This is a genomic window from Limobrevibacterium gyesilva (assembly GCF_025989185.1).
Classification (GTDB): Bacteria; Pseudomonadota; Alphaproteobacteria; order Acetobacterales; family Acetobacteraceae; genus Limobrevibacterium; species Limobrevibacterium gyesilva.
Map to the genome: position 1 here is coordinate 1 of NZ_JAPDNT010000071.1, position 2,016 is coordinate 2,016.

The window sequence follows — 2,016 nt, forward strand, 5'->3', positions numbered from 1 at the left end:
GAAATTGCGGTGTAGCTGAGGCGGCCATGGATCATTCGGCAGCGGTGGCAATCTGGGTGTGCATGTCGTCGATCGTCGGCGGGGTGAATTCGGCCATCGCCTCTGTCTGCATGTAGCGATGTTGGAGCTGCCACTCGTCGTTGGCCTCCAGCAGCACGGCGCCGATCAGGCGGATGATGGCGCCCTCGTTGGGGAAGATGCCGACGACATCGGCGCGGCGTTTGACCTCCTTGTTCAGCCGTTCCAGCGGATTGGTAACCGGTATGAGGATCGCGGTGCCGGCTCGTCCGGCTGGGAGGGGTGATCTCCCGGCGTATGGTGCGACCATCCGGGACGAGGGGCATCGGGAGCACGCTGAGTGGGCAGGCCGATCTATTCGATGAGCCGAGAGCTCGCATTAGTAGCTGGCCGCCCCTGCGACCTGCCCGGTTGCGCCGCGAGCGCGGATCCGTAGGTGTCGTGTTGCCCACTGCTCCCGTCGGATCACAGGAGAGAGGAGCAGCAGATGCGACGCGTGATCGGCATGGACATCCACCGCACCTTCGCGGAGGTCGTGGTCTGGGAGGACGGCCGGCTGCGCCCGGCCGGGCGGGTCGACATGACCCGTGCGGGGCTGGAGGGTTTCGGACGCAATCTGGCCAAGGAAGACGAGGTCGTCGTCGAAGCGACCGGCAACGCGATGGCGGTGGTACGGGTGCTGACGCCCTACGTGGCACGGGTGATCGTCGCCAACCCACTGCAAGTGAAGGCGATCGCACATGCCCGGATCAAGACCGACAAAATTGATGCCGGCGTACTGGCGTCGCTGCGGGCGGCGGACTTTCTCCCCGAGATCTGGCTGCCGGACTCCGAGACCGAGCGGTTGCGCCGCCTTGTCGCGCGGCGCAACCAGGTCGTGCGCCATCGCACCCGCGTGAAGAACGAGGTGCACGCGATCCTGCACGCCCATCTGGTCCCGCCGTGTCCGCATGCCGATCTGTTCGGGCGGATCGGCCGGCGCTGGCTCGACGGCCAGTTGTTGCCCGACGACGAGTGCGCCGCGATCGCGCGCCATCTGCGCGAACTCGACCGGCTGGGCCAGGACCTGACCGCACTCGACATCGACGTTGCCCGAGCGGCGATCGATGATCCGTCGGTGAAGCGGCTGTTGAGCATCACTGGCGTCAACCTGATCGTCGCCGCCGGGCTGGTGGCCGCGATCGGCGATGTGCGCCGCTTCTCCGAGCCGCAAAAGCTGGTCAGCTACGTCGGGCTGAACCCGAGGGTCCGCCAGTCCGGCTTGGGGCTGGCGCAACATGGTCGGATCAGCAAGCACGGCCGTGCCCATGCCCGTGCCATGCTGGTCGAGGCCGCCTGGGCTGCGGCCAAGGCGCCCGGGCCACTGCGCGCCTTCTTCCTGCGCATCCGTGCCCGCCGGGGGCACCAGGTCGCGGCCGTTGCCGTCGCCCGCAAATTGGCCGTGCTGTGCTGGCATTTGTTGACCAAGGAGAGCGACTACCAGTGGGCCCGTCCGGCGCTGGTGGCAAACAAGCTGCGTGCGATGCAGCTGCAGGCCGGCGAGCCGGCAATGAAGGGCAGTCAGCGAGGCGCGGCCTACGCCTACAACATCAAGGAACTGCGTGACCGGGAGACCGATGTCGCACGCCATGCCGAACATGCCTATGAGCGCTTCGTCCGGCATTGGCAGCCGCAGGGCCAAGGAAAGCGGCGCACGGGTGCCACAAATGAGGAGCGACGCTGATGAGGAGCGACGCTGAAGGCTGCGCGGCCGGGCTTGCATCCTCGTACCCAGCTCTTCGCCACGCGGTCACCCGTGCCAGGCCAGAATGGCAGATCGCGACAGAAAAGCTTGTCGATCTCATCCGTGGAGTGGATTTTGGTTCGGTGCTGGACCGGGAAGTCCATGTGCGCCAGCACGTCGGCCTCGCTCTCGTCGATGAATCCGCCGAGTTTGGGCCACTTCGCCCGGAGCTGGTCGGCGACGTGGCGCAACGTCTGGCTGGCCGTCGCGCGGTC

1 protein-coding gene and 2 pseudogenes are annotated in these 2,016 nt (G+C 66.9%); 1 reads left to right on the plus strand and 2 read right to left on the minus strand.

All coding sequences use genetic code 11. The features are described from left to right. Nucleotides 1-31: 31 nt before the first annotated feature. Nucleotides 32-256 (minus strand): annotated as a pseudogene (locus OL599_RS25700) (transposase); the annotation flags it as partial. Nucleotides 257-523: 267 nt separating this feature from the next. Here OL599_RS25700 and OL599_RS25705 point away from each other — a divergent pair. Continuing rightward, nucleotides 524-1,741 carry an IS110 family RNA-guided transposase gene (locus OL599_RS25705; RefSeq protein ID WP_264716919.1) on the plus strand — a complete coding sequence of 406 codons (1,218 nt, stop codon included), beginning with the start codon at nt 524-526 and terminating at the stop codon, nt 1,739-1,741. 104 nt (nt 1,742-1,845) lie between these two features. Here the strand turns inward: OL599_RS25705 and OL599_RS26270 are convergent. Next, nucleotides 1,846-2,016: pseudogene (locus OL599_RS26270) on the minus strand (transposase); the annotation flags it as partial.

What these genes read in the sequence shown, in the direction of transcription:
- OL599_RS25705 (WP_264716919.1), top strand. Translation starts at nt 524, where the DNA reads ATGGACATCCACCGCACCTTCGCGGAGGTCGTGGTCTGGGAGGACGGC.